This window comes from Microcoleus sp. B9-D4 (assembly GCF_036705105.1).
Taxonomy (GTDB): domain Bacteria; phylum Cyanobacteriota; class Cyanobacteriia; order Cyanobacteriales; family Microcoleaceae; genus Microcoleus.
In genome coordinates this window covers 125,072-151,505 of sequence record NZ_JAUBTS010000002.1, presented here as the reverse complement: position 1 = coordinate 151,505, position 26,434 = coordinate 125,072, and the positions used below count along the sequence as shown (strand labels likewise).

At 46.1% G+C, this 26,434-nt stretch carries 26 protein-coding genes; 13 read left to right on the top strand and 13 right to left on the bottom strand.

Annotation, left to right across the window (positions count from 1 at the left end):
* The first annotated feature begins 76 nt into the window (after positions 1–76).
* The 6 genes from QUB24_RS02030 to QUB24_RS02005 all read left to right on the top strand — a co-directional run bounded on the left by QUB24_RS02030 (position 77) and on the right by QUB24_RS02005 (position 2,816).
* On the top strand, positions 77–268 hold the full coding sequence (locus QUB24_RS02030; RefSeq protein WP_015175937.1) for an NAD(P)H dehydrogenase subunit NdhS: 192 nt from the start codon (positions 77–79) through the stop codon (positions 266–268).
* A 145-nt stretch (positions 269–413) separates the two neighbouring features.
* Positions 414–1,082, top strand: a complete 669-nt coding sequence (locus tag QUB24_RS02025; protein WP_332959789.1) for an HAS-barrel domain-containing protein — start codon at positions 414–416, stop codon at positions 1,080–1,082.
* Between the two features lie 203 nt (positions 1,083–1,285).
* A complete protein-coding gene (locus QUB24_RS02020; RefSeq protein ID WP_333150130.1) occupies positions 1,286–1,702 on the top strand; it encodes a XisH family protein in 417 nt (138 codons plus the stop codon).
* Positions 1,693–2,073, top strand: coding sequence for a XisI protein (locus QUB24_RS02015; protein ID WP_333150128.1), 381 nt, complete (start codon positions 1,693–1,695; stop codon positions 2,071–2,073). The genes QUB24_RS02020 and QUB24_RS02015 overlap by 10 nt, the downstream gene beginning before the upstream one ends.
* A 103-nt stretch (positions 2,074–2,176) precedes the next feature.
* Entirely contained in the window at positions 2,177–2,413 is a 237-nt protein-coding gene (locus QUB24_RS02010; protein ID WP_015175931.1) for a helix-turn-helix domain-containing protein, read from the top strand.
* A gap of 100 nt (positions 2,414–2,513) precedes the next feature.
* Positions 2,514–2,816, top strand: a complete 303-nt coding sequence (locus QUB24_RS02005; RefSeq protein ID WP_333150126.1) for a Rieske (2Fe-2S) protein — start codon at positions 2,514–2,516, stop codon at positions 2,814–2,816.
* A gap of 204 nt (positions 2,817–3,020) precedes the next feature.
* On the opposite strand, the gene QUB24_RS02000 is transcribed toward QUB24_RS02005, so the two are convergent.
* Positions 3,021–5,921, bottom strand: a complete 2,901-nt coding sequence (locus tag QUB24_RS02000) for a TIGR02921 family PEP-CTERM protein (RefSeq protein WP_333150123.1) — start codon at positions 5,919–5,921, stop codon at positions 3,021–3,023.
* Positions 5,899–7,485, bottom strand: a complete 1,587-nt coding sequence (xrtO, locus tag QUB24_RS01995; RefSeq protein WP_333150121.1) for an exosortase O — start codon at positions 7,483–7,485, stop codon at positions 5,899–5,901. The genes QUB24_RS02000 and xrtO overlap by 23 nt, the downstream gene beginning before the upstream one ends.
* 127 nt (positions 7,486–7,612) lie before the next feature.
* On the opposite strand from xrtO, the gene smpB reads away from it, so the two are divergent.
* The 3 genes from smpB to QUB24_RS01980 all read left to right on the top strand — a co-directional run bounded on the left by smpB (position 7,613) and on the right by QUB24_RS01980 (position 9,720).
* Positions 7,613–8,080 carry an SsrA-binding protein SmpB gene (gene smpB, locus QUB24_RS01990; protein ID WP_006631384.1) on the top strand — a complete coding sequence of 156 codons (468 nt, stop codon included), beginning with the start codon at positions 7,613–7,615 and terminating at the stop codon, positions 8,078–8,080.
* Positions 8,081–8,809: 729 nt separating this feature from the next.
* Complete coding sequence (locus QUB24_RS01985; RefSeq protein WP_333150118.1) at positions 8,810–9,496, top strand: tetratricopeptide repeat protein; 687 nt, start codon at positions 8,810–8,812, stop codon at positions 9,494–9,496.
* Positions 9,493–9,720, top strand: a complete 228-nt coding sequence (locus QUB24_RS01980) for an Osc7112_2153 family protein (RefSeq protein WP_333150116.1) — start codon at positions 9,493–9,495, stop codon at positions 9,718–9,720. The genes QUB24_RS01985 and QUB24_RS01980 overlap by 4 nt, the downstream gene beginning before the upstream one ends.
* 370 nt (positions 9,721–10,090) lie before the next feature.
* Here the strand turns inward: QUB24_RS01980 and QUB24_RS01975 are convergent, their stop codons facing one another.
* The 8 genes from QUB24_RS01975 to QUB24_RS01940 form a co-directional block, all read right to left on the bottom strand.
* Positions 10,091–11,554 (bottom strand): IctB family putative bicarbonate transporter, encoded by a 1,464-nt coding sequence (locus tag QUB24_RS01975; protein ID WP_333150114.1) that lies wholly within the window; start codon positions 11,552–11,554, stop codon positions 10,091–10,093.
* A gap of 235 nt (positions 11,555–11,789) precedes the next feature.
* Entirely contained in the window at positions 11,790–12,674 is an 885-nt protein-coding gene (locus QUB24_RS01970; RefSeq protein WP_333150112.1) for a histidine kinase dimerization/phospho-acceptor domain-containing protein, read from the bottom strand.
* A 157-nt stretch (positions 12,675–12,831) separates the two neighbouring features.
* A complete protein-coding gene (locus QUB24_RS01965; protein WP_333150110.1) occupies positions 12,832–14,274 on the bottom strand; it encodes a 1-acyl-sn-glycerol-3-phosphate acyltransferase in 1,443 nt (480 codons plus the stop codon).
* A gap of 611 nt (positions 14,275–14,885) precedes the next feature.
* Positions 14,886–16,892: a ribonuclease R family protein gene (locus QUB24_RS01960; RefSeq protein WP_333150108.1), complete on the bottom strand. Its 2,007-nt coding sequence runs from the start codon at positions 16,890–16,892 to the stop codon at positions 14,886–14,888.
* Between the two features lie 314 nt (positions 16,893–17,206).
* Positions 17,207–17,422, bottom strand: coding sequence for a 30S ribosomal protein S18 (gene rpsR, locus QUB24_RS01955; RefSeq protein WP_006631377.1), 216 nt, complete (start codon positions 17,420–17,422; stop codon positions 17,207–17,209).
* A gap of 302 nt (positions 17,423–17,724) precedes the next feature.
* Positions 17,725–17,913 carry a 50S ribosomal protein L33 gene (rpmG, locus tag QUB24_RS01950; protein WP_190658616.1) on the bottom strand — a complete coding sequence of 63 codons (189 nt, stop codon included), beginning with the start codon at positions 17,911–17,913 and terminating at the stop codon, positions 17,725–17,727.
* A gap of 38 nt (positions 17,914–17,951) precedes the next feature.
* A complete protein-coding gene (locus tag QUB24_RS01945; RefSeq protein ID WP_333150105.1) occupies positions 17,952–18,485 on the bottom strand; it encodes an RDD family protein in 534 nt (177 codons plus the stop codon).
* A gap of 106 nt (positions 18,486–18,591) precedes the next feature.
* Positions 18,592–18,834 (bottom strand): DUF7219 family protein, encoded by a 243-nt coding sequence (locus tag QUB24_RS01940; protein WP_190658612.1) that lies wholly within the window; start codon positions 18,832–18,834, stop codon positions 18,592–18,594.
* Between the two features lie 521 nt (positions 18,835–19,355).
* Here QUB24_RS01940 and QUB24_RS01935 point away from each other — a divergent pair.
* Positions 19,356–20,234, top strand: a complete 879-nt coding sequence (locus QUB24_RS01935) for an SGNH/GDSL hydrolase family protein (RefSeq protein ID WP_333150103.1) — start codon at positions 19,356–19,358, stop codon at positions 20,232–20,234.
* 116 nt (positions 20,235–20,350) lie between these two features.
* Here the strand turns inward: QUB24_RS01935 and QUB24_RS01930 are convergent, their stop codons facing one another.
* The 3 genes from QUB24_RS01930 to QUB24_RS01920 all read right to left on the bottom strand — a co-directional run bounded on the left by QUB24_RS01930 (position 20,351) and on the right by QUB24_RS01920 (position 24,592).
* Positions 20,351–21,250, bottom strand: a complete 900-nt coding sequence (locus QUB24_RS01930; RefSeq protein WP_333150101.1) for a DUF4436 family protein — start codon at positions 21,248–21,250, stop codon at positions 20,351–20,353.
* Positions 21,251–21,492: 242 nt separating this feature from the next.
* The gene (locus QUB24_RS01925; protein WP_333150099.1) at positions 21,493–23,007 is read right to left on the bottom strand and encodes a carotenoid oxygenase family protein; all 1,515 of its coding nucleotides are present in this window, start codon (positions 23,005–23,007) and stop codon (positions 21,493–21,495) included.
* Positions 23,008–23,137: 130 nt separating this feature from the next.
* A complete protein-coding gene (locus tag QUB24_RS01920; protein ID WP_333150097.1) occupies positions 23,138–24,592 on the bottom strand; it encodes a folate/biopterin family MFS transporter in 1,455 nt (484 codons plus the stop codon).
* A gap of 148 nt (positions 24,593–24,740) precedes the next feature.
* On the opposite strand from QUB24_RS01920, the gene QUB24_RS01915 reads away from it, so the two are divergent.
* Genes QUB24_RS01915 through QUB24_RS01905 form a run of 3 tightly spaced genes read left to right on the top strand, consistent with a single transcriptional unit; the run spans position 24,741 to position 26,371 of the window.
* The gene (locus QUB24_RS01915; RefSeq protein WP_333150095.1) at positions 24,741–25,220 is read left to right on the top strand and encodes a hypothetical protein; all 480 of its coding nucleotides are present in this window, start codon (positions 24,741–24,743) and stop codon (positions 25,218–25,220) included.
* A 47-nt stretch (positions 25,221–25,267) separates the two neighbouring features.
* Positions 25,268–25,729 carry a cupin domain-containing protein gene (locus QUB24_RS01910; RefSeq protein ID WP_333150093.1) on the top strand — a complete coding sequence of 154 codons (462 nt, stop codon included), beginning with the start codon at positions 25,268–25,270 and terminating at the stop codon, positions 25,727–25,729.
* Between the two features lie 6 nt (positions 25,730–25,735).
* Positions 25,736–26,371 (top strand): class I SAM-dependent methyltransferase, encoded by a 636-nt coding sequence (locus QUB24_RS01905; protein WP_333150091.1) that lies wholly within the window; start codon positions 25,736–25,738, stop codon positions 26,369–26,371.
* Positions 26,372–26,434 lie beyond the last annotated feature (63 nt).

Below are 26,434 nucleotides of genomic sequence, written 5' to 3'. Positions count from 1 at the left end.
TTGCCTGTTTTAGCATCAAGTCTCGATCGCCAAGAAAAGGTAAGCTATAAACAGCAAACATAACATTCAAACAATTATGATTTTTCCAGGTTCGGCAGTTCGAGTTAAAGATAAGGGTGAGATTTACTACGCCTTTCAAGGACAAGTCCAGCGAGTTAGCGACGGGAAAGTCGCGGTACTGTTTGAAGGCGGCAATTGGGACAAGCTGATCACGTTCCGCCTGTCGCAGTTGGAACTTGTCGATGCTACGGCTGGTCGCGCGAAATAGTCAGCGGTCATTAGTCATTGGTAATGGGTAATGGGTAATTTGTAATTGCTAAAGTACCCAATACCAGGCTACTAACTGAAGACCCTTGAAACTAGCAAAAAACCAATGACTAATGACTAATGACTAATGACTAATCACTAAAACTATGCGTTTACCTTTACCCCAATTTGCTACAAAAGAGCGCCATCCCGATCGCATTGCTGAGGTGATCGAGACGGCAACTTCGGAGTTTTTGGCTCAATGTTTGGAACCGGAAGACTTGAGTTTTCCCGTGATGCCACCTTTTGGGAGTTGGGTGAAGGCCGAGGATGAAGAGTCTAAAAATCAAATTTACGGCGTGGTTTATTATGCCACGACTAGCCCGATCGACTCGGTGCACAGAGCTCGCGCTTTGGGTTTGTCGCTGGAAGAGTTGCGGGAGGAACAACCGCAGATTTTTGCGATGCTAAAAACCGAGTTTCGAGTGGCGATTGTCGGGTTTGAGGCTGCGCCGGAAAGGTTGAACGGTCACGGCCCATCGAGGGGTAAAATTTATCAGTATTTGCCGCCGCGCCCGCCGCAAATTCACCAGGCGGTTTATCGCTGCGAACCGGATGAGGTGATTGATTTTACGGTGCAGTTGGATTTTTTGAGGACGCTGCTGGGGGTGGCTAATGCGCCGGTGGATGCGCTGACGGCGGCGGCGATTCGGGAGATTTATCAGTTGCGGATGCGCGATCGATCTTGGTTGGTGGAAGCGGGGAGGAGTTTGAGTGTTTTGTTGAAGGATGATTACGATCGGTTGCGGGTGATTTTGAGTCAGATTCATCCGTAGAGAAAAGCTGAATAGTATGTTTGAGGCCGATCGTCCAATATTCAGGCGATCGCACCAGCCAGACTCTGGTATTCGATGAGCCTTACAATTAAATGGAGGAGGAAGAAACGATCCCACTTAATTCAAAATGCGATCGCCCGTTTGTCTGGCACAGCCGTAAAAGATGATATAATGGGAGCGAGTAACATGATTTATCAAAATCTATGTCGGCCAAGGATATCTTTCATGCCTCTGTATGTTCAGCTTTGGAAAAGGAAGGGTGGACTATTACCCACGATCCTTTGTACCTCAAAGTAGACGAAGATAAGCTTTATGTGGACTTAGGGGCTGAAAATAATTTGTTAGGAGCCGAAAAGTACGGACAGAAGATAGCAGTAGAAATTAAGTGTTTTTTAGGTCTGTCATTGATAAATCAGTTTCACGAGGCTATAGGTCAAGCCTGGAATTATAAAGTGGTTTTGGAAGAGTCAGAACCGGATAGACTTCTTTATTTGGCAATTCCCGAAGATATTTATGAAGAATTTTTTACTCGGCGTTTAGCTCGAATGTCAGTGACGCGGATGCAATTAAACTTGATTGTGTTTAATCCTGCGAGAGAGGCGATCGTTATATGGAAATAGAAAAGTATAGAGAGCTAATTCAATCAATCATTGAAAAACACTCTAGCTGCGGTTCGGACGATGGGGAGATAGAAACTGAAATTGCTTGTGACATCAAACGCGATCGCTATTTGATGTTTCATGTGGGATGGCGTGGAGAAAGACGAGTTTATGGTTGCGTTATTCACATCGATATTAAAGAGGACAAGATTTGGATTCAGCGAGATGGAACTGAAGTAGGAATTGCTAATGAGTTAATTGAAGTCGGAGTACCCAAGTCGGATATTGTTTTAGGGTACAGGTCTCCCTATATGCGTAAGTTTACGCTGGTTGGCGGCGGGCTAGGCGATCGCCCCAGCCAAACTCCGGTATTTGACGAACCATACAATTAAATTGAGAGGGAAAAAACGATCGCACTTAATGTACAAAGTTTACCGCACTTTGTGACAATCAGCAACGTTTACAGGAGCATGACTCTCTGACACAATCGGGAGCATGGGAAGAGCAGGTAAAGCCCTCAAAAAAATATTAGAGGCATACGATATCAGTCAATATCAATTGGCGGCAAAGATGGAAATCGATCGCTCAAACGTTAGCCGTTGGGTGAGCGAAGAACGAGACCCGTCTGCCGAGGCGGTATTTGCCATTAAGCAAGCGTTGCAGACATTCAATCGGGAGGCGGCTGATGAATTCGTCAGGTTGTACCTGGGAAATGGCGAGGAAAACGGTTAGGTTATTAGGTGTGGAGAGTGTCGCGCCGATCGCCCTTGCTGCATTCAAGGACGATCGCCCATGAATGCAGCAATATTTTATTTAAAGGGATAAAGATTATATGTGGGTAGAGATAACAGGGCTGAATCAAGTTCCCGAATGGGATATTTTGAAGGTAAAAGTTGAGGGTACTTCGCTGATTTTAAATCGTCAAGGCTTGAATGTCACTTGTTACCGCAATGCTTGCACTCATTTAGAATATCCGATCGACATGGGTAAGGTAAATAACGGTATCATTACCTGTCCGTTTCATAAGTATCAGTACAAATTAGATAGCGGTAAATGTTTGAATGCACCAGCCGATTCCCTGGAATCTTATCCGGTAAAGATTGAGGGCGATCGCGTTTTTGTCGAGATAGATTAGTCATTAATCTTAGCTAAATCCGACAGGGGTTGAAACCCCTGTCTCATAGCTCAAGTCGTCTCAAGACGACTGTAGATTAATATTTGGTATCAAGTCCGGCTTAAATACCCCCTCACTCTCTTAGTCTGCGGAGGCAGACTTTGTTTTTGTAGTAGCGGTTTCAACCGCCGAATCATCGAGGGAGTAGCCAACCCGGATTTACTTTCAACCTACCATTTTCGCGCGCCCCTGGCGGAGGAAAATCGCCAAAAGCCCGATCGCACCTACCGCCAACAGCAGCCATTCTTCGGGTTCAGGAACCCCCGAAACATTCAGAGGATTATTCGGCTTACTCAACTGTTCCTTACCGGATTCTACCTCTCTGTCAAATCGATCGCTCTTAGCTTCCGCTGCTTTTAGCTGCTCCCTTTGCGCGTCATTAACTAACACAATCATCGAAGAATAAGGCGTCACCAGGTTGAATTTTTTAGCTACTGCGTGCATCGCATCCAGTTGGGTTAATTGATTTGAACTTTTCTGCTTGCTAAGTGCAGTTATCAACTGCCGCGCAGCTATCGGTTTAAAGCCTTCATTTCCAGCATTTTTTGACTCTGCAACTGCGGCCGATTTTGCGGTTTTTTTCGACTGCGGGGTTTTGGCATAACTCCAAGCATAGCCGTCAACAACGCTAACTGTAGATGGGCCCGAAGCTGCTGTTGTTGCTACTCGCTGCATCGCCTCTTTCATATGCGTAGCAACTCCACCGCCGCTATCTTGAATAAGCTTCAAAGTTGCGTCGTCGTAGCCGGGGGGCAAACCTCCCAAATGTACTGTCCATAGGGGTGAAGAGATGGAAAGTTTAAGTTTGCGATCGTCTGACAATTCGTAACTGTGGCGATCGCTCACCAAAAATACAGTATCGTAATTTTTATCGCCCCGCAACTGTGCAAACTGTTGCAGCATATCTTTGAGCTGGATTGTACCGTAAAACGTCACCTTTGTCGCATCGAAATTGCGTACATCTTCCACAAACTTAGGTGGCATTCCCGCAGCGCTGGCAACATACAAATCAACAGCATTTTTGCCTGCTGCATTAGCTTTCAACCATTCAAAAGTTTCTTTGACATCCTTATTTTCCGCCGCCATGCTGCGGGAAGTATCGAGAATAACTGCAAACTTCTTGCCTTGCGGTAACGAGTAATTTGCATCAGCCAACGGCTTAGCAGAAATGATATTTCCTCCCGGTAGAACCGCCTGCTGCGCTGTTAGAGGTTGCTGTGCGGCTGCGGGCAAAAAGGGTGGCAGCCAAGTTTCTCTTGCTTCTTTCCCGCTGTATTTGACCTCTTTTCCGGCGATCGTGCGGCGAGTATTTTGGTTCCAAAAAATGTTGCGTTTTTCAGCCAAAACAGGCATAGCCCAACCCTGCGGCTGGCGCATGACTTTGTAAGTAAGCCACAAGTGCATTTCTGTGGGCCCTTCAGTTTGGGTGAATTCTCGTTTAGCTGGGATTGGAAAAGCCCGCAAGCGGTATTGTTTCGGGCCAATTTGTTCTAGCAAAGCCGGATCGACTCTTTCTACTACCTGTTGGTTGTAGACTTGTTGGGCTGCACCGCGAGGCGATACGGTAAATACAAAACGTTTGTTTAAATCGCCAGTATCGCCCAGCCAAATTCCTGTAACTGCGGCGCTTTCCGGCAGCGAAAAGTAGTAGAATACTTCTTGCAAGTCCGGCGTTTGATTTTTGTAAACTTCGTAGAGTTGAACGTCAGCCCAGTCGCCGTTTTCTTTGACTGTCACGGCTTGCGACTGCAACCATACTTTTTCCTCATTGACATTGAGCAAACCAGCTTTTGCTTCTTCCCGGTTAAATGTTGACTGCACCGCGTGTTTTACTGCTTCTGTGTCGCCTTTTTGCAGTTCCGTATCGAAGAATTGCCCGTAGAGTTTTTCCGCTTTTTCTACATCAGCACTAGAGCCTTGATACAAAAACGGCGACATTAAAAAATTATAACTGTTCTGTACAGTTTGAGCCGCTCCGTCAGGTAAATTCAAACTATTTTTGTACATCTCATAAATGTGGTTATTTTCTCCCACAGTGCTGAGGTAGCGGTAAGGAGACAAATAAGCGTTAACTAAGCCCGATCGAATCATATCAGACTTTGCTAATAAAGTTTGGCGAACCGTGTCATTTGCAGGGGGAGTAGCCAGCATTTTCAGTGCTGCGACTTGTGGCTGCTGCTGCAAAGCCGAGAAAATAGCCAGCCAAGCTGCTATGACTCCCAAACTTCCGATTAGCGCTTTATTTTTCCCGTATTGTGCAGCAAAACTCTGCCATATTTTCCGCCCGGAATGAATGTAGAGAAAGCCGTACAGCGAAGGCATGACAACGAATAAGCTACAGGTTAAACCAAACAATATAAAGGATAGCGGTATCCAAATTAAACCCCAGATCCAGCTCCCGTATCTAAAGATATCCCAAAATGCTGATACCCATGTAAACTTGAAAAATTCAATGACTACAGTGAAGAATCCATAAAGTGTATACAATGCCACAGGTACAGCGTAATACATCAGCAAGGTTGCCGCCCAAATGCCAACTACTACCATTAAACTGTGACATCCTAATTGCAGCCACGCACTTCGCTTTTCTCCGATTAAGCTTAAAAAACGAGACTGTTTATTATGGGAAGTTTGAGAATCTGAGATATTTTGAACATTTTCTTTTTTACCCAGATAGCCGTACAGCATTTCCACTAAAAATGCTGCAATGCACAAAGCAATAGTAGCGATGATTTGATAACTAGCTGGGGTGAGTTCTCGTAGCAGGAACAAGCGGAGCAAACACAGCAAAAATAGCGGTGCTTCTACGCCGTAAAACCAACGCATTAGCTGTAGGGGTTGCTTGCTAAAACGCCTAGCTCCTATTACTGTACATACAGTGGGTACTGCAATCGTAGCTGCCATTGTCAAAGAAAACTCTAGCGGGATGATGCCATCGATGGTCGCCATAATTAATGGCACTCCTATAATCGGCAAAATTCCCAAGTAAACAATCGATAAAAATGTCAAATTCCACAGCCAAAAAATTGTTTTAAAAATTCCATCAAAGAGCTGTTTGATTTTCATTTATTTCTCCTTGTAAGCTTTGTTTGACGGTAGTGTATACATTACTCGCCAACTCTTTTACTTCCTGATTTTCGGCTTGTAGCGAACTGTCAAATAAAATGGAAACTAGCACCCAATTGTGATTTTTGTGGGTGAGGTCGCTACCGATACGGGACATGAAGTTATCTGTAGTTAGCTGTGCAGATTGCAGCCAGTATGCTGCTGATAGTTGGTTGTTTTTGAGAGACAGCCAGCGCGCAGTTACTGAAGGAGTTAGTTGTTTTTTTTCTATGCCATTGACGGGAATTCCGCTGGCCACAAAACACAACTCTGGGGCGTGATAAGTTTGCCAGGATGTGCTCGCTACTGTGAGCATGGAACCGCGCAAGTTGCCGGCGACAAATCTGATTTTTTGTGTTTGCGTGTCTGGATAGTTGCCAAAGAATTTTTGTTCGCTAGGATTCAGGGGAATCGACTCTGATTTAATGTCTTCAGGCAATCTTAAAGATGCGAGATCCATTTTTGACGTTTCTACATGAGACAGTTGAGCCATGACTGCCAAAACTGTGACTGCTGCAATTATTCCGGGTTTTGCTAAAGGGTGATTTTGGAGTATTCCTGAGTTTGGTTGGGCAGAAATACCGCGGGTTTTTTCTGGCTGAAATTTCGGTACTCGTTGCAGCATTAACCACGTCACAAAACAAGCACATACTAAACCGACAATTCCCAGAGGAACGTGCATAATTTGTGCTATGTTTGGCTGTTGAAAAACTTCCGAAACCAGGACTAACACGGCAACCCGCGCAGTGTTAGCACATACCAACATTAAGAGATTAGCAGCGCCGACTGCTAGCCATCTTAAGCTCAATTTACGCCCTTCCAGCCAGGTAGCAGCTAGCAAAAAGAGCGTTCCCACTAAGAGAGTTTTAATGCCGCTACAAGGCACGTCAACCTGAGCGATGCCGTTTTCCAAAACGATAATATCGTAAGAAGAAATAGCCCCAATTTGCAGCATTGAGAGCAACTGTTCTACTACCTGAGCAGTAAGCACTCGCGCCGGCAAACCTAATCCGCTATTAAACTGACTGTTGAATGGTAAAATACAAGCCAGCAAGCCCGCAACTGGCAAGTTTTTTTGCCAAAAGTTCTGCTCTACCAATAAGCCACACAGCCCGTAAGTTCCGAGGATAAATAGCAGGACAGTAAGTTGTTTGATATCAATTATGTACTGAAGGGCGATCGAGCAAATACCCGCACCCAACATCAACAGCAGCGGATCTCGCCTCAAAACGAAATTGGGTGAAAATCCTGGCGGGCGATCCTCTTCGATGGCTGCGCTAACGCACTTCCCGCTCGATCGCACTACTAATGCTACAATCAGAAAGCCAATTACTATCTTGTACAGTGTAGGTATCTCAACAAACGAGGATAACAGCCACTTAACTGCCGAGATATTGGCCCAAAACCAAGCAAGCGCCAGCAAAAAAGGAGCCAACCAAACTAAATTAACCCCTGAATTGGGACTGACAGCATCTGGAAGGTCAGAATTGGGAATATTGGTGCGCTGCATGATACCGCTTGACATTCACGTTGGTGACATCTTAGCTCAGCAAAATTAGTAATGTCTAGACCGATTATTTAAGTTTTGTCAAGCTTCGATTTTCTCTACAGAGGAGCTAGCGTTATAATAATTAATTTTATCGGAGGTAAAAATGAGCGAAAAAAGTCCAGGATACAAAATTGTTAGCGATAACCGCCAAGCGCGCCATCTCTATGAAATTATAGAGACATACCAAGTGGGAATCGAGTTGAAGGGAACCGAAGTCAAATCAATTCGGGAAGGAAAAGCCAATTTGCGGGACGGATATGGTTTAGTTCGGAACGGGGAACTGTGGCTGATAAACGTTCACATTTCGCCTTGGAGAAGTGCTAGTAACTATTTTAATCACGAACCCCGCCGCACCCGTAAATTGCTGATGCACAAGCAGGAAATTCGCAAATTAATCGGCAAAGTGGAAGAAAAAGGCTTGACTTTAGTACCGTTAAAAATGTATTTGAAAGGCGGCTGGGTAAAACTTGATATCGGTTTGGGTAAAGGGAAAAAACTGTACGACAAGCGCGAAGATTTGAAGAAACGCGAAGACAAGCGGGATATGGAAAGAGCGATGAAGCAATTTTAGTCATTAGTCATTAGTCATTAGACATCTCCGAAAAAGCAACTAAAACCTTGGGTACTCGAAGGTTGAAAGTTAACTTGTAGAGATGTTTATTAGTCAGGAGTCATTAGTGATTCATCATGGGTGATTGCTGATTAATGATTGGCTATTTTAAATCTAGTTCGGTTAATTACTCATCATAATATTTTTCAAAATCCTCCCTTGAGGATTTTGAGGACTTCCATCGTTACTACAAACTTAATTAAAGTTATTTCACCGGAGTCCGTCTTACAGAAGATTCCAGGTTGATCAACTAAACCCCAGCTCGTTCCATCCCCGTGGGAAACAGCCCAGGGTAAGTCCCTACACTTCATAAACCTGGAATACGCTGTATCTCCTCATACAGTCGGATACTGTCGATCGACTGATCGCTAACTAAGTATTATTACTTAGGCAAGGGTAACAGTTCTACCTTCTTCCTGCTTCCCGCTTATTTTTCCTGAAAATATCCGGATGGCTTGTGGAGCCTCATGAATGATTAACCTATGCTCGAATACCTCTGGGTAGTGGGAACATTACCCAAGCATTCGGCTGTGGATTGACAAACTCTTATAAGAAAGGGACTCAAACCTGAGTCATTTCGTAAGATTATATGCCATTAGGGTGGCAATTAAATCTGGCAAACAAAATATCGCCCAACTCTCAAGTTAAAAAATGCTAAAAATGACACCATTAGCTAACATTTTCAATGCTATGAAAGAGCCACCAAAAAAGCATCATAACTCCAAGTGGGGAGCCTTCTTGCTGATGCTAGCAGTAGGCTTTGGCGGCTGGCAAATTGGGTTGCCGGAACTGGCATCTTTTTTTAATAATAGGGCTTTTGAAAACTACAAAGCCAATCGATTCGCTGATACTCAACAAGCATATGAGTTAGCGCTCTGGGTAGATCCAAAAAGCCGCACAGCTCTTTACAATTTAGGATGGCTTTGCGAAGAGGTGCAAGATTTACAATGCGCCAGAGCAAAATATCTGCAAGCTGCAAAACTCGGTCTGCCTGCTGCTTACAGTAATCTGGCTCGATTATATATAGTCGATCAAAAAAACTATCCGGCTGCCGTTCACTTCCTGTGGCAAGGTTTGAAATTAGCTGAGGACGATCGAGTAAAATATTCTTTACTCAAAAACTTGGGATGGGCTCGCCTGGAACAGGGTCGCTATTCAGAGGCATTGCAACATCTGGATGCAGCGATTAAACTTGATAGTGAAGGACCAGCAACTTACTGCTTAAAAGCGCAAGTCCTAGAAAAGATGAAAAATACTAAGGAAGCGCTACCGCAGTGGAAAATTTGTCTAAAGTATGCGGATTCTCAAGAATTCGATGAGGATATATGGATAGGGATGGCACGTCAACGATTAAACGAGGAAAAAAGAAATAAATGAAACGCACAGTTTTGCTTTCATCAACCATACTGGCAATTATAACGGTACTGGAGCTAAGTCAAGCCTCAAAAGCAGTGCCAACTCCTCCGACTGTTAAATCTGCCGTCAATGAATCAGTCGAGATGCTGTTCAACTCGAATCAGTCGATGCGACAGTGCAGAGATAGAAATGGTGGAAAATATGCGTGTCCGAGATTGATCATGCCTCGGGAGAGCGAAGAATAAGGGTTATTTTCAATAAATTTTGTAGAGTGTACCATCACAACTTTACACAAACAGGTATGTAGTATGTAGTATGCAGGGTGCGCCGTCCGCACCTTATAGCATTTGAGATTTGAGATTAAGAATTGAAGAATTGGAAATATAGCGGTTCTCAGATAAATGAGGTATACAGAAACCCTGTAAGGTCAAGCTTTTCAGGTCAAAATTCGTACCTCACCTTTTTGAGAAAGGCTATAACTTAGGGCGATAATGGTTTGCAGCTTGCATAAAGCTGCATTCTTTTTTTGCACTGGTATAATTCTTAATCATTGCTGTATCGGCTATTGCTGGAATCCACACCGGGCGGGGAGAAAATCCCCGCCAGCAATTCTATCTACTCGCCCTCTGTCAAAGCTGAATCTTGCTGTTGGTGGTGCGAGGTGCTGTAAAAACTAGCAATAATCGCCACCATCAACCACCAAAGCATATTAACTTCCGGCCGGTACCAAACTGTATCGACAAAACCGTGGGCCATCATGCCGGCTAAAGTTGCGATCGCCCCAATCAACCAAAACCCGTGATTCGATTTGAGATTTGGGATTTTAGATTGGGGATTTCGGGATTCTTCGTCTAAACTAGAGATGTTAAATTGTGCATCCCGCAGATTTTTTATCTGCAACAAACCTTGATTGACGGTGACAGTCATCAGCCACAGGAAACACATTAAACCGATAAAACCGGTTTCCACCGCAATTTCCAGCAGCACAGAATAAGCGCTCAAAGCAGTGAATCTCGGCTTCATATAAAGCGGATAAACTTTATTAAAAGCAGTGTTTCCCGGCCCAATTCCGAGAATTGGTCGATCGCGAATCATGTCAATCACCGCCGTCCAAACATTAATCCGAAAATTGTTACTGCTGTCACCTCGGCCGATAAACATACTCGAAACTCGATCGCGCAGAGGCTCCACTAAGGCCACTCCCAAAATTAAGGCCCCAGCCAAACCTCCTAACCCTAACGGCAGCGCCCAAGTTCGCCAGAACCGAGGCATCAAAGGGCTGTACCAGTACCACAGCAACACTAAAAATACCACCAGTAGAGCCACAAAACCGATCCAAGCACCCCGGCTGTCCGTGTAGCGCAAACACGCGCAATTCACCACCAGCATCGTCAGCGCTAAAATTTTTGTTCCCCATCCTTTCCACACAAAAAGTGCGGCGGCGCTCAATGCAATGGCCGGCAGTAAATAGGAACCAAGCAAGTTAGGATTGCCCAGAAAGCTGTAAACTCGCGTGACATTGGCTTGAGTAGAAGTCGGATCGTTCCAAGTAGCTAATGGCGGCACTTTATCAATCCACTGCCGCACGCCGTAGAAACTGACAATTAAAGAGACGTTCAAAAATACGGCAATTAACCACGATCGCCAACGGGGATCTCGCAATATCCGAGCCATCAGCGCAAAAAACAGCAAATACAGTGTTAGCTTGCTCCAACCAGTAGCAGCGGCGACTTTCACCGGCGACATCGCCGTTGCGACGGTGGCTATGCCCCAGTACAGCAGTACCAGCAAATGAATCGGCCTCAAAGCGATCGGGCGATCGTCGGAAACAGTCAGCAGCACCCAAAATGCAGCGCTAGCCGCCATCAACACCCCCACCAAGGCATTGTTTACAAACGGCGCCAAACCGAAAGTCAAGGCCAGCAAAACAAAACCCAAGGGTTCTGCCCACTGCATCAGCCAGCTACTCTGCCGCCAACTGCGTAAAGAGCCGATCGCCAAATTGAATAAATAACTTCTACTTTGCCACTGAGAGAGCGGCAAATTTGCCAGAGTTAACTGTTGCCAAACTGAATTCATTGCTATTTTAGATTTGTACTGTGTAATTGGTAATTGGTAATTGGTAATTGGGAATTGGTAATTGGGAATAGCTAATCGCTAATCGGGAATTGGTAATCGGGAATTGGTAATTGAAAAAAGTTGAGTTATTTTTCTTCCTTCTTTCAGCAGTTACTTCCTGTACACTGCTTCTTCCTTTTTCCCTCTTCCCTCTTCCTTCTTTCTTCTTCCTTCTTCCCTCTTCCTTCTTCCTTCTTTAGCCTTCCAACAATTCCGTAGCATTTGTGCAGGGCAACCAGAGCACGTAGCGATATCCAGATTCCGGGGTTCCTTGAATCGAGAGTTGACCGCCTTGAATTTCCACCAATTGGCAGCAAAGCAGCAGCCCCAAGCGTTCCCGCGCCCCGTAACCAGCTAACACCGGTGCGGTATCCTCTACATTCTGTGCCACCAAAGCCGCCAACTCTGAAAACGCCAGCGTTAATCGCTGCGAACCCTGTGTCGGGAGTTGCGGTTCTCCGGGAGATTCGGTTTCGGAGCTCGATGGCGAACCGCTACCAGATCCGGCCTTCAACAAGTAGTCGGTGTAGAGTTTAGCATGGGGCAAACTTTCCCCTAACCAAGGATGAAAAACCCAAACTCCGATGTTGATACCGTCTTCTTTCCGAGAAACGTGGACTCGAATCACGCTGCCTGCCCCAGCAGATTGAATAATGCTAAAAATTAAGTGGTGCAGCATTTGCTGAACCTTATCTTTATCTACCAACCAGATGCGCGACCCGGGCCCCATCGACAAATTAATTTCTTGCTCTCGTCTACTTGCCGCCGACGACAGGATTGTCACAACCTGCTGGCACAAAGTTTCTATATCGACTGCGGTTCGCTTCAAGGTGAAAGCGGAATCATCTAGTTCTGCTAGTTCCAAAATTTCTTCAACTAGCGATCGCAAAGAGCGGCTGCTGTCTTGGATCACGTCAATATATTCTTTTTGCTTGCTCGTTAAGGGGCCATAAATTTCTTGTTTCAACACGCTTGCCATGCCGAGGACAGAAGTTAGCGGTGTGAGCAATTCCTGCGCTAAATTATTCAGCAGTTTTACTTTAATTGAGTTAGTAGACAAATCGATAGGTTTGTTAGTCATCGCTAATTTTTATTGGTTCATTGTCGAGCGAGGGTTTGCGGTTCATGAGACCTATTCCAAAAGTCTATAACAATCTGTTTATAATTCAAAAAAGAAAAATAAAGGGAAGAAAAATATATATTCCTTCTTCCCTGGAAGCTCTTCCTTATCCGACTAATTAAGATTTAATCATTGCTTCTAAAGCTGATTGCAAGTCTTGAGTGAGTTCGGCAACTGCTAACCTGCGGCTGGTTTGATATCGCTCCCAACGATCGCTCACTGATATGGGTTCGCCCACGGTCATTTGTACCTGCTGTTTGCCCAACTTCGGTCTGCCGAAAGGATTTCCCCCTTTGATGCGAGCCAGTACGTCCCACAGCAGTAAAGTTGTTTCTGCCAAACGTTCTGCTGTCAGTTGTTCTGCGACGTACCTGCCCGTGACAGACACGAAACTTTCTACAAGTCTCATGTGCCACATCCGAAGACTTGCTTCTTCAGCGAGGCGATCGGCTAATCCTCTTTCTAAGGGAGAAAGTGCTGCAATATTTTTGATATCTTCTCGATAAATATAGTCCCAGCCTGCTTGTTCCAGACGGCGGCAGCGGTCTATTAAACTGCCTTTGGGCTTTAAGTTGAAATATTCTTCTGCTACTTGCAAAGCCACGTCTAACAGTGCTTTCAGTCGAGCCATCATTACTTCATTGCCCGAATCGTTTGCCGTTTTTTCTGGTCGCGATAATGATGTTAAAAGAGATGTTTGTGGCGGTAAGTTCTTATGATAAAAACGGCTGTAAAACTCTTCCATTACTGCTAGTAAATGGCTACCCAGTCGAATCAGGCGCAGATATTGGAATTTGTGATTTGGGTTTTCGGAATCGGGATTGGTCGTCTCTAAATTAGCGATGTCGGTGCGTTCTAAGGGTGGCAGTCCGCAATCAATTTCTAATTGAGTTAAAAGTTTTTCTAGGGGTTGCCAAGGTGGATTGACATAGCGGTATTGAATGCCGATCGGCACAATTAAAACTTTTTCAGTGCGTCCGGCTTTTAGCAAATCTTCAACGCACCAGAAGCCCATTTGAGCAATTCCCGGTTCGAGGGGGCTAACTATTTCATTGTGACCGTTGGTGGCGCCTTCTGGGGCGGCGGCGATCGGGAATTGGCTGTTGGCAAATAAATCGCGGGCCGATCGCAATCCGGCGCGATCGATTTTACCGCGAACAATCGGAGTGCCGCCGAGGTGGGAATACAACCAGCCGACTCCCGCACCGGCCCACAGGGGAATGCCGCGATCGTAGATAAAGTGGGAATGTACCGGGAATTGCAGGGAAATACCTTTTGCCCGCGCCGCCTGGGGAACGAGTTGCCAAATTAGTTGTCCCAAACAGTACGGATCGTCTGAGTTGGGGTGGCGGAAGGCTAGCAGGAAGCGAACTTTTTGATTTTGAAATTGGTGAAAGAGTTCGGCGAGGGTTTCGACGTTTTCGGCTTGAATGTGGCTGATACTCGTCCGAAATCGCAGCCAGCAGGGGAGCAATTGCTGAGTGCCCAGCACCACTAGGGGGTTGTAGGCTGGGGGTATGAATTCCAGGGGTGGCTGAACTTGGCTAATTGAATTGGGCATTTGGCGATTTTAAATTTTAAATTTTAGATTTTAGATTACTAGGTTGGGGTAAAAACTTCCAATTTTGAGAATGGTGAAGTTTTTTATTAACAGCAGAGGACGCAGAGGACACGGAGGAAGAGAGGAGATAACAAAGCGTGTCGTGTCAATTTAACGTCAAAAGTATTACCTGTCTTGGATCGGATATCATGTCGAGTCGATCGACCACAATATTTTGGTCGGGGCGGGTTTACGGGATTTCTGGCTTATATTACAACTTGGGGGTGAACCAGGCCACACAAGAATTAGGATTATTTTACAGGACTAGATATGAAACCATCATCTTTTTTACCCCCGTGCCCTTGACAAGGGGAATGCGAGGGGGTCAATCGATTTTAGATTTTAGATTTTAGATTTTAGATTAAAGAATTGAAGCATTGACTTGCGCGAGATAAATACGTTCGGCAAGTTTCATCGGATACAGGTTTTTTATTTCTGGACGGATGAATCACGTGGCGGGTATCCTGGATGCTTGATTGTCAGAAACTCGACTAAAAACGAGATTTATCCTCAGTTTCAGCCTTCAACACAGATTTTTGCAATCCAAAATCTAAAATCTAAAATCTAAAATCCTATTGTGCGGCTTCAAATATCATTTCTTGGAAGTTAATGACATCCGATCGCGGATCGCAGTGTGTGACTTTGACTTCTAGTCGATCGCCTATTGCCACCGATCGACCAAATCGCATTGCCAATTCTAAACCCAAATCTTCCAATAAAATCAATCCGAGATTGCTGTCTTCCCTCAGCCAGCGCAGCATTAAAGCTTCCCAAACTTCGTCTGGGTTGCGCCGCAAATATTCCAATCCCCAATAGCGGTTAGTTTGGCGTTCGACAGTGGATGCTTCTTTAACTGCGGTGCCGAGACACATGACAATATCCTGTATTTCTTGGGCCGAAAAAGGCAGTGGTTCGCCCCGCAGGTGGGCTTTGATTTGGAAGTGAGCCAGCAAGTCGGTATAGCGGCGGATCGGGGAAGTAACTTGAGTGTATAATTCCAAACCCAAGCCGGCGTGGCGTCCGGGGGTCAGCCCCATTTCGCTGCGGGGCATACACCGGCGCACGGCGCAAGCGCGGGCGGGGCCTGCAGGCACGGCCAGCAGTTCTTCATCGGGAGGGAGTTCGGGCTGTGGCTGATAGCGGTAGGGTATGGGCAGGCTGTGAGCTTGACCGTAGCGGGCTGCTAGTTCGCCGGCTAAAATCATCATTTCGGCTACTAGCATCCGGGCTGTGGAGTCGTCGATGACGTGGATTTTGATGTCGTCGCCGTTGACTTTAATGACGGATTCGGGCATGAATATGCTGATTGCGCCTTGGGCTTCCCGCCATTTTTGGCGCAGTTTTGCTGCAGAGGCGATCGCTGCTATTTCTGGTTCTGCTTCGATTCCCAACTCTAGCATTTCGTCTACGTCATCGTAAGTTAAGCGGTAGGTGGGTTTTATGGTGCTGATGTGGATGCTGTAATCTTGAGCCGCGCCGATTTCGTCTAAGGTGACGCTGAAGCTTAGGGCGCTGCACTCTTTGCCTTGAATTAAACTCATCGGCCCGGTTGCCAAAGCTGGGGGAAACATGGGGATCATTCCCGTGGGCAGGTAAACCGTAGTGGTGCGCTTTCTGGCTTCGAGGTCGAGTTCGTCTCCGGGGGAAAGCAAGCGGGTGGGATCGGCGATGTGTATCCAGATCCGCTGCTGGCCGTTTTCGAGGAATTCTAAGCTGAGGCCGTCGTCGATTTCGGTGGTGCTTTCGTCGTCGATCGTGTAAACCTTGAGGTGAGTTAAATCGAGACGATTTGTGTCCGAGTCGGTTGGGGGATTTTCTAGGCAGCGTTGGGCCACTTCTAATACCTTTGCGGAGAATTGTAGGGGAATTTGGCTGCGCCGCAAAAACAGGTTTTCGTGGGTACTCCAGAGGCCGAGATCGACTAGGAGGCCAAATGCTGCTTCGGGGTTTTCGGATCGTTGTAAGCTGGCTAAAGTTTCTAAGGCTGGGGTGCGGTGCGTTGCTTCTTCTCCGAGGAGGGCAAAGCGTTCTAGGGCGTCGAGGCGAGTTCGATCGCTATTTTCCCAATCTACATTTTCCCCGGCCAGCCGCTGTTTGACTCGATCCCAAAATCCTTGGGATTCTTGGTGTCGCTGCTGTTCTACTTCTTGCTGGTGTTTGATTTCGGCTACTTGGGCTGCCGATCGCGGTTCGTAGCGATCGCCCTTTTGTTTGAAATACAGCTTATCGGTTGATAGCAAACAGTAAGCCGCGTAACACTGGGCCGCACTACTCTGAGAAAATAACAGCTTTGCCAGGGATTCGGGATCTGCTGTTTCTCCGTCACCGACTAAAAGTTCCCAAGCGACTTCCAAACTCGACGGATCTGAGTATGCTTCTACTTCTTTGAGAAATTTGGGAATATCGGAGGGTTTGTAAGTTTCTCCGACTACTTCGTAGGTGATTTGTTTGGGCGGTATGCTGTGCGGTTGACCATTTTCGTCTACCACCACCCAGTTTTTCTTGCCGTCGGGGCGATCGGCAACTGCCAGACGGCGGTCGCCGTGCACTCTAAATTCTACTAACGTTCCCTTCTCCACTTGCCAGCTTTATATTTGAGATTTTGGATTTTTACAGTAGCCACTTATCGAGTTTCGAGCTTGCGATTTTAGATTTTGGATATTGGCAATTTTTCTGGTCAATTGTGAAAGTTAAAATCTAAAAAGTTGTTCTTTATTATTGCTTTTTTTTTTAACTTTTGACTTGTGATTAAGACTTGCGCTGCGGCGATTCTTAACCCTATTTCGCGATTATTTCGCTGCATTCTTGCTGCACTCTTAATGACAGAAAGACGTTGTTTTCGCGCAAGTCTTATTCCCAGTCCAAAATCTAAAACCCAAAATCCCAAATCCTGTTAACCTTCTTGGTTTACGAAGGGCATCAAAGCTACAATTCTTGCTCTTTTGATGCTTCTGGTCAGGTCGCGCTGCTGTTTTGCCGTCAAACCGGTAATCCGGCGGGGCAAAATTTTACCGCGTTCTGTGACGTATTTTTTGAGCAAATCGACATCTTTGTAGTCGATCGGGTCTCCTGGTTTGATGGGCGAAACGCGCCGGCGAAAGTAAGTCATGGTTTGTTTTTTGTTGACTGTTGTTTGTTGACTGTTGACTGTGAGTTTTTAGTTATTAGCCGTTAGTTGCTAGCCGTCAAGAAAGCATTGGTTAGTTAGCTGCTTTTCGCCGGTCAGTCGATTTTAGATTTTAGATTTTAGATTTTAGATTTACTCCACAAATGAATCTGGGAGATTGAACCTTCGTCTAAAATTTTGCGATCTCCACTCAGGATTGTCGGGGGATTTTACCCGTTTTTGGGCGGGTTCAATATCAATTGCCAACAACTGATGACTGATGACTAAGGACTAATGACTAATTACTACTTGATCTCTTTGTGGGCAGTGTGCTGGTTGCAATGGGGGCAGAACTTTTTGAGTTCTAGCCGCGCCGTCGTGTTGCGACGGTTCTTGGTGGTGGTGTACCGAGACACGCCTTTTGAGCGTTTGCTTACGTTTGTACGGCACTCAGTACACTCTAGAGTAATTATGATGCGGACGCCTTTAGCCATAATTCTAAATAAATTTCGACTAATTTAAACACAATTTATTATCTTCTCACATTGCTCTGCACTTGGTCAAGCAATCTTCTAACTTTGATGTCGAGGGAGTAGCCGCGGCGGGTTCCAACGACGATCGTCCCGCCGATGCGATCGTGGAAAGCTTGGGGAAACCTTTCGCCGGAGTTGAGGGCAACACTACAGTCGATCGCCAGGGGCAGCATCAGCAGCAAGACGGCGGCGTTGGTAGATGTGAGCCCAGCTATGCCTGCGAAGGCTAAGGCGGCGCAAAAGCCCAGCAATGCCTCGCGCTTGCACAGTTTTTGCACTCCGGGAGTCCGTTGGAATCTGGGATCGACAATTTTCATGTCCAAGGCCCAGCGCCCGAGACTTTGGCCTTGGTTTTTCCTGACGATGGCTACGCGCATGATCAGCCACAGCAACACAAAAAATATGATTTGGACGATCGCATTAGTACCCAGAAGCAAACTGGGCAGCCAAACTGCGATTCCGTCGATGCAGAGGGCCGCGGCGCGGCGGCCGACGGATACTTTGGGAAGAAGGGGTACTAAATCGGAACTCATAGGCAAAAAGGTCGATCGCCACTAGCTACTTTTTGATCTTAAGCTCTCGATTAATCGATCGGCATCAATGGCGCATAACTCAACTTCCCAGCCAACCGCTAATTATTCAAGCTGAAAATGGATTTTCGCCAATTCCCAACTGCTTTTTCGACTTTTCCACCTGTTCCCACAGTGTTTGGATCTGAGTAAATGCCTGTTCCACAGAGATTTTACCGTTAGATGTCAAAGAACTGATATAACCCACTCGCTGAGAAAACTCTTGTAAATTCGCATTAAATACCAAATTCTCTGGCTTTACTTCACCGTAATAGCGATTTTGAGGATATAAAAAATTTGAATTTGCTACCATTGCTTTAACCTCGCCTGAAAACTTTTTTTTCTAGTTATCTATATTATAAACGGCCATTCCATTCTAAAGTTGTGCTGTAAGTAGCAGAAATCCTGTGACATTTGGCGAACTTTTTTGTGATGGCAATTACACAGAGAGATGAGCGCAACAAAAACCTCGGTATTTTCACTGTACAACTTACGCAGGCGGGGTCAATCGATTTGAGATTTGAGATTTGAGATTTGAGATTAAAGAATTGAAGCCTTGACCCCACGGATCAATTCGGGGGCTCCTTTATCGGATACAGGTTTTTTATTTTTCCATCCTGAGTCTGCTTTCGGAATGAATCCGGGGGCTTGTATCCTGGATGCTTTCGGTCAACAACCAGGTTTCTGCCTTAAGGCTTATAACTTCGGATGTGGTGTCCAAACCAGGTTTTTGTTAGTCCAGGACTGAGTTATTGAAATAAGTGACAAAAAACCCTGAAATGGATAATATTATTGCAGAGATAAATAGTTAGACTTTTAATAGGAATCTGCGTAATGTCTCCCAATTCGCGTGAAGCAAAGCTATCCCGAAGGGAATCGCCCCGTCCCAAACCCCGGCTGAGGCAAGTTTTAATTAGACTTGCCATCGCTGTAATTGCTGTTGTTATGGCCTTCAACATTCCTCACTCCTTAATTCCCGTGTTTAAAGAATCCGTATCCGAAGCAACGCCGCCGCCAGAAATCCAAAACGTACTCGCCGGCAAGCGCAAAATTGTGACAGTGGGCGACAGCATCACCGAGGCAGGGAAATACCCCGGAGGTTACGTTTGGCTGCTGCAACGCTATCTGAATGCCCTTTATCCCGATCGCAAAATCGAAATCGTCAACGCCGGAATCTCCGGTAACAAGGCGACTGATATGCAAGCGCGCTTCCAGAAAGATGCGATCGACAAAAAACCAGATTTAGTGATGATTAATGTCGGAGTCAACGACGTTTGGCACGCTTTCTTTGACTTCCAAAACCGTCAGTTTTATCCGCAAGGCAAGTTGCCCAAGGGAGTGCCACTGGCAGAATATCGGGAGAAAATAACTCAAATGGTGCTGGCGGCAAAAGCCGCAGGAATTCGAGTTGTACTGCTTTCTCCTACTCCAATACGCGAAATTCTGGACGGCCCAGAAAATCGCAGGTTGCAAGAGTATGTTGCCGCGATGCGAGAAATTGCGTTGCAGAATCAGTGCTTGTTTATTGATTTGAATGCGCCGTTTCGGGAAGTTATCGGCACGTATCAAAAGCACGCGGGCAAGACTCTGAATTTGTTGGCTGCAGATGGAGTTCATCCCAATCCGTCGGGATATCGAATTATTGCTTTTACTATCTTGCGCGGTTTGGGTGTACCCGCAAAGGATATTGAGAATTTGGAAGTCACAAATTGAATCTTGGAATTTAGTTAGCTGTTGACTTTTGACTGTTAATTTAAAGTATGCAGGCTAAAAGCCCCTTGATTTATCTGTGGGGTGAATTTTTCAAATCTGAAGTTTCAAATCTCATATCATTCAATCGGCGGATGATACCGATTCAACCAACAGCTACCGATAATCACCAACGCCACCACAACAATAATTTCCGTCCAAAAAAACGAAAGGAAATCGCTGGCAGTTCCCACCGGAGGCACCCCCGGTTGAGCGTTGCGAATAGCGGGAAAAGCAAACAGCATCACAGCAGTCCAACTCAGCATTCCCACTTCCGGCAATTTGCCCGATTTCATCACTTTTAATGCTAGCAACAAGGCCATAATTGACAGCACCCACATGATGACAATAATCACTAACGCAAAGAATTTCACCGGGAGCGATCGAGTTGCAGAAACATCGATATAAATAAATATAGATGAATTCTCTTCCATCGGCTTATAACTAATGTCGAAACCGGGAACATCGGCATTAAACTTAAATTCCAGTGGCACGGGATTCAGTTCAAATGGAGCAAACTTTTTACCAATCGAAGGCAGCGGGTCGATCGAAATAGCTACTTTAGCAATGTGCCTATCAAACGGATAATTATTAATTTTTCCTTTGACTAAGTTAAACTTCAATGCAGGGACAATCATCGGTTTGCCTTCTTTAAAGGTAATTTCCGAATCCGGTACATTTGCGCCGTTAACTGTCATTAACAAGTCTTGAGCCGGGTAAGTTGGCCCTTTTTTATAAATACCTTTGAGTTCAAACTGCAAGCGGGCTTCTAATTCGTTTTTAATGGGGTCAACGGCAATTAATGTCATTTTGACCTCAACCAAGCCTTTGGACGCTACAGCGCTTTCTGGAGAGGGATTGTAAGGCTCTTGGGCGTTAGCATTGTGAGAGTAAATAGATAAAATAATTGCCAAGATTACGACGATACTGCCAATGAAAATAAGTAGTTTTTGGAGAGGAAATTTGTTGACAGTTTGCATTTACTAGCTATTTTTATGTGTTGAATTGTTGTTAGTATTTCCCGCAGTCTCCGCAGTCCGCCAGGGGTTTAAAACCCTGGCTCATAGCTAAAGTCGGTTAAAACCGACTGAAGAAACCCGATCGATAATAAATGTTGGTTTTAGTCCTCTTTTAGAGGACTTTCGCTGTGAGCCGGGGGGTTGAAAACCCCCGGCGGGCTGTGGCGATCATCGGCGCAAGAACCAGGCGAATCAACGCGCAACTACGAACCGAGAGGAAGCAGTACATTTGGTGTGAAACTTCCGTGTAAACCGTAGGGAATGTGCTGTTTTAAATGCAGTCGCGCTACAGGGCCTTTGGTGATGTCGCGAGCATCTAAAATCACTAAGGTCGATCGATGATTAGCTGCATCATACATTAAAACCAGCAGCCAGCCGTCATCCTCCGCCGTTGCACCTTCAGGCGAGACGCCTGAACCACGGGTAACAAACACCGGTTCCCCCGCAAAACCACGTGGTGCGGCACTCCAAATTTGCCTTTCACCAGTCACGAAATCAATTTTGAGGATAGCTTGCAAAGGAGCATTTCCCGTGGGAGCATCAGCAGCACCGATGTAAAGATATCGGTAAGGTTGTCCAACATTATTGGGATGCAAAGTGGGAAACTCGCAGCACCGAGTTTCAACAACTTGATGGTGCACGGTGTTGTCTTGCAAATTTAACTTAAACCGCCACAATTCGCCCGCTGGAATGCTCTCAAAATCAACCTCGCGAAAATCGCCGTCTGCTTCTACAGTTGGAAATGATTCGTAACAAACTGAATCTACAAAAACTTCGTCTCCTTCTTCCCAGGCGTTGCAGTGGTGGAAGACAAAACAAGGTTCAGTTTCTAATATCTTCACCTCGTCAGTGCCGTTGCGGGGAATTAAAATTGCTTGCGTTGGCTTGTTTGGCGAAAATTGAATGCACTGGGATGCACTCCGAAATCCTAACACGAATGGTAGAGGATTAAATGAGACGGGATTTTGGAAGAATATGCAGTAATTCGGGGTAATTACCATGTCGTGCAGGAAGGCAAAACCCGGTATTGCATGGGCGTGACGCTGCAAAAGTTTGCCACTTTCGTCGAATTCGTAAATCGTGATGGTACTCGACAAACCGGGCTTGACGGAAAAGTTTACTAATCTGTCTCCTTTGGCATTTTTCCCTTTTTCAATTCTGGGGTGGGCGGCGAAGGCTTCACCGGGTTCCAAGATCCCGTCTAGAGTATCTAAGCCGAGTGTTTCTAGGGTGCGTGGGTCGAGTCTGTAGGGCTGTGCGGCTTCCCAAAGTGCTAGCAGTTTGTCGCCCCAATAAATGATGTTAGTGTTGGCAATGTTTTTGATTTTGACATCAAAGATGTTGGCCAGCGGGCCCCCTGGCTTTTGTGTGCCGAAAACGCCTCGGTGGAGGATTTTTCCGGCTTTTTGTTCGGCTAGATAGCCTTCTGTGCGGACGAATCGGTTGCGGAAATGGGCGCGGCCTTCGGATATTGCGATCGCACAAATCATCCCGTCGCCGTCAAACGGGTGGTGGATGCGCTGGCCGTTGACATCCAATAATCCGGGCCCGTTGCGAAAGAATGTGCCTTGCAAGCCGGCGGGGATTTCGCCTTCTATGTCGTCAATCCAGTAGTCGGATTCGTTGGGTTGGGATTCGTAGCCGCGCTGCCAGTCTGTGCGATCGTATGATACGTTTTTGGCGGCTGTTTGAGGTTGGGAAATCTGTAATTTTTGCATGAGTATAATAAGCTTTTCTTGATTTAACCGCAGAGAACACAGAGGGCGCAGAGAGAAGGAAATTCGGAGAGTTAGGCAACACAGTTAAATTCATCCGTGTATCTCTATCAAAATCCCTGTGTGCCTGCCTTTATTTGCTGTCTGCGGTGCGACTTTGTGACCTTACTGTCGGTACTAAGTCGGGAAAGTATTCGGGCATGAAATGCTGTCCGCCTGGTTTGGAACTGCCCGGTTCTGGTTCTAATACGGGAAGAGACTTTTGATTGTTTGGATCGCTGCTTTCTGTACTGTCGGCGGGCAGCCAATTTAAGAAGGGTAGGGGCAGAAGTGTGGACAGGTTTGTGATGACTATTAGCAGCCAGAGGTTATCGAAATTGCGATCGGTAATTCCTAGCAAGTGGGTCAAAAGTGCACCGCCTTCGTGGGACAAAAGTCCTGCTAAATTTGTGATTGACATCAGCAGCGCAAATAAAGTTGCTTCGACGCCGGGGGGACACAACCGGGCGGAGAGTACCAGCACGGGCATATAAGCAATTTGTCCGATTACTGTCAGGATCAGGCTGTCTCCGATGCTGAACCATTGATCGTCAATTCCCAAAGCTCTGTTCGCATGAGTTACTAATAATAAAGTAGTCATGCCCAAAGCTGTCGCAATGACTGTTGACCAGCCAAAAATTACTCGAAATGGAACTGTTTTGAGGAAGCGTTGAAACAGCCAGACGCCGGCGAGGGCGGCAATGCTGGTAACGAGGCGCACTCGGCCGAGAAACTCTGGTTGAAAGCCTAATTCATTAGTGGTGAAAAAGAAGAAGGCGGAGTCTGAGCTTGGGGTGGCTTGCCAGAGGAAGAGAAAGGCGGTGGGTAACCAAATTGTTTTTTGGGTAATAGCTTGCCGTAGTTGTTTGAATTGGTCTTTTACTGTTTCTAAGTCGGTTCTTTTGCTGGTTTTTTCTTCGGCAATTAACCAAGCTGTTGCTGATACAATTAGCGGGAAAGATGCGGTGATTAAAAATATTGTGTGAGTGCTGAAGTGTTGCAGTAGGGAACCGCTGAGGTAGGCGGTAATTAGTCCGCCGAGGGCTGCAGCGCCCCAAGACAAGGATTGCAGGGAACCGGCGTCGGTAACGGATTCTTTTCTTGCCCTTTCGACTACCAGGGAGTCGGCGATTACGTCGCTGACGGCGAGGGAGAGGGAACTCAGGGCGATCGCGCCTGTAGCGGCAAGCGGTGTGTGTACAATTGTTGCGAGGCTCACCCATGCTGCAGTTCCCAGCAGCCCGGAGAGGACGATGTAAGGGCGTCTGCGGTAGCCGAATATCGGCAAACCGTCGGACATGAAGCCGAACACGGGTTTGATAATCCAAGGCAGGGCGACGACACCCAGCATTGCCGAGACTTCTGCCGGACTCATGCCGAGTTCGTCTTTGAGAAAGAAGCTGACGGCTAAGCGGGCGAGTCCGAGAATACCTTGGACGAAGTAAATCAGTAAGATGGCTATGAGTTCGGGGGTTGGCTCATTCCCAAAGAATACTTTTTCTTTTAAAGATTCCTTGAGTTTGCTGACGCCGGAGGAGGAAACGAGCATTTTAGCAATATTTCTTAATGAATCTCAATATTTATAACACATTCTTAATGGCTTGCGGGAACTGTCGGAGGTGGGATGCGGAACTGACGGGGAGGTGGCTGCAGCTATAAAATTGTAATTAGCTCGAATTAAAGGATTTTTGGTAGCAATGAAAGCAGAAATTAGAATTGTCTTTCTGGCAGTGGCTGGGATTTTAGGAATGGGGACTAATTTAGCCTTAGCTGTACCTGTTGCTAACAAGCAAGGTGATTATCCGGTTCCGCCTGCGAGACAGCGGGGCAACCGGCAGGTAAATTGGGTGGTTGTTGACTCTGATTCTCAAGGGTTGAATTGCCGCATGGCTCAGAGATTTCGATCAATTTCTGTAGACGGTTTGGATGCACCTGCTGAGTTGTTTGAAAGAAATAAACACAATGTTTCGCAGTGGCCTGTGGTGACTGCGTTTCGGCGCGGAAAAAGATTGCAAGCGGTGACAGGAAATAATGCTAATCAAATTATGATTTCTGACTCTCATGGTAAACCTTGGCTGCCGATTTCCACTGATAAGGGTAATTGTTTTGTGCGGGCGAACAGCCGTTTTATTAAACCGATTCGGGAAAATCCTACTACTTTGAAACCTTTGGAATAGGTGATTTTTTTTTGATAAGAGTGGGCAATTGGTGAAAGGAAGGTTTTATGATTATCGATCCTAAAGATGTGCCGGAAATTACGGGTTCCAAGTACCCTCAGCAATTCCAATCTGCTGTTGCCGGGAGAGTTAAAAAACGCTTGGGCGATGCTGCCGGATTGCAGAATTTTGGGGTAAATTTGGTGAGGCTGGCACCGGGAAGTTGTTCTGCTCTCAGGCACTGGCATACCCGTCAAGATGAGTTAATCTATGTTCTGGAAGGGGAAGTTACTCTGATTGCAAATTCGGGAGAGCAAGTGCTGACACCGGGTATGGCGGCGGGTTTTCCGGCTGGGGATGCAGACGGCCATCATTTAGTCAACCGCTCGAATGCAGATGTTGTTTATCTCGAAATTGGCGATCGCACTCCGGGAGATAGTGCCGAATATCCCGATGACGATCTAATTGCGAAAGCTAACGGGAATAGTTGGATTTTTACTCGCAAAAATGGCGAGGTTTATGAGGATTAAACAATTATGAGTCAAGTGAATCTTTGGACTTCGGCGGAACACGCTTTGTGGTATCTTGCTAAAGCTGATGGAATTCCTCACCGCACTGAAGGTGAAGCGGTTTTGTTGGAGGAAGTGCCGAAAAATGTGAAGCGAATTCTGGATGTGGGCACGGGAGACGGGCGGTTGCTGGGTCTGCTTAAGTGCGATCGACCAAATGTTGAATGTGTGGCGATCGACTTTTCGCAGACAATGCTGGAAAAAGCCAGAATTCGCTTTGCTGATGACCAGAATGTCAGGGTAATCGAGCACAATTTTGATGAATCCTTACCGGATTTGGGCAAGTTTGATGCGGTTGTTTCTAGTTTTGCGATTCATCATGTAGCAGACGATCGCAAACGTTCGCTTTACACTGAGATTTTCGAGCTTTTGGAGCCCGGAGGCATTTTTTGCAATTTGGAGCACGTAGCGTCACCAACTCCCGCTTTGCATGATAAATTTCGAGAGGCGATCGGTATTAGCGATTCGCCCGATGATCCGTCTAATAAATTGCTGGATGTCGAAACGCAATTGCGCTGGTTTAGAGAAATTGGTTTTACCGATGCAGACTGTTATTGGAAATGGCGGGAACTCGCTTTATTAGTTGGGGTGAAACCTGTTTAGAGTATTTCGTGAAATTCCTAGATTAGGTAAGGACACGGCAGTTCCGTGTCCTTTTAAAATTGG